The organism is Peptoniphilus grossensis ph5, assembly GCF_000311825.1.
Lineage (GTDB): Bacteria > Bacillota > Clostridia > Tissierellales > Peptoniphilaceae > Peptoniphilus_A > Peptoniphilus_A hominis.
Map to the genome: position 1 here is coordinate 7079 of NZ_HE978571.1, position 828 is coordinate 7906.

General features: G+C 46.9%; 8 tRNA genes. All 8 read right to left on the reverse strand.

Going from position 1 to position 828, the window contains the following annotated elements:
* Positions 1 to 8 precede the first annotated feature (8 nt).
* Positions 9 to 84, reverse strand: a tRNA-Lys gene (locus HGPG_RS09840).
* A gap of 49 nt (positions 85 to 133) precedes the next feature.
* Positions 134 to 222 (reverse strand) — tRNA-Ser (locus HGPG_RS09845).
* A 21-nt stretch (positions 223 to 243) separates the two neighbouring features.
* Positions 244 to 319 (reverse strand) — tRNA-Lys (locus HGPG_RS09850).
* A 9-nt stretch (positions 320 to 328) separates the two neighbouring features.
* Positions 329 to 404 (reverse strand) — tRNA-Gln (locus tag HGPG_RS09855).
* 14 nt (positions 405 to 418) lie between these two features.
* A tRNA-Arg gene (locus HGPG_RS09860) sits at positions 419 to 495 on the reverse strand.
* Between the two features lie 5 nt (positions 496 to 500).
* A tRNA-Gly gene (locus HGPG_RS09865) sits at positions 501 to 574 on the reverse strand.
* Positions 575 to 597: 23 nt separating this feature from the next.
* Positions 598 to 683, reverse strand: a tRNA-Tyr gene (locus HGPG_RS09870).
* Positions 684 to 705: 22 nt separating this feature from the next.
* Positions 706 to 781, reverse strand: a tRNA-Thr gene (locus HGPG_RS09875).
* Positions 782 to 828: the final 47 nt, after the last annotated feature.

The following is an 828-nucleotide window of genomic DNA, read 5'->3' on the forward strand; positions in this document are numbered from 1 at the left end:
AATAAAAATGGTGACCCATGCGCGATTCGAACGCGCGACACCTTGATTAAAAGTCAAGTGCTCTGCCGACTGAGCTAATGGGTCAGGAAAATAAATTTTCAATAAAAAATCTGTGATAAACACAGATTAAAAATGGCGGAGAGGAAGGGATTCGAACCCTTGTGGGCTTGCACCCTAACGGTTTTCAAGACCGCCCCGTTATGACCACTTCGGTACCTCTCCACAAATATAAAATTTTAAAAATGGTGACCCATGCGCGATTCGAACGCGCGACACCTTGATTAAAAGTCAAGTGCTCTGCCGACTGAGCTAATGGGTCATATATTAATGGCTGGGGTGGCAGGACTCGAACCTACGCATGCCAGAGTCAAAGTCTGGTGCCTTACCGACTTGGCTACACCCCAATGCTATTTAGGTTTGGCGCACCTAGGAGGATTCGAACCCCCGGCACACGGATTAGAAGTCCGTTGCTCTATCCTACTGAGCTATAGGTGCTTATATGGAGCGGGTGAAGGGAATCGAACCCTCGCAACCAGCTTGGAAGGCTGGGGCTCTACCACTGAGCTACACCCGCATGAGTAAATTTTGAATTTTAAATGGTGGAGGAGAGTGGATTTGAACCACTGAAAGCTAAGCTAACGGATTTACAGTCCGTCCCCTTTGGCCAACTCGGGAACTCCTCCATGTAAAGTCCCTAAAATTTATTGGAGCTGGTGGGAGGACTTGAACCCCTAACCTACTGATTACAAGTCAGTTGCTCTACCAATTGAGCTACACCAGCTTATTAAAATTTATTACTAGCATAATATTGGCGACCTGGATCGGGCT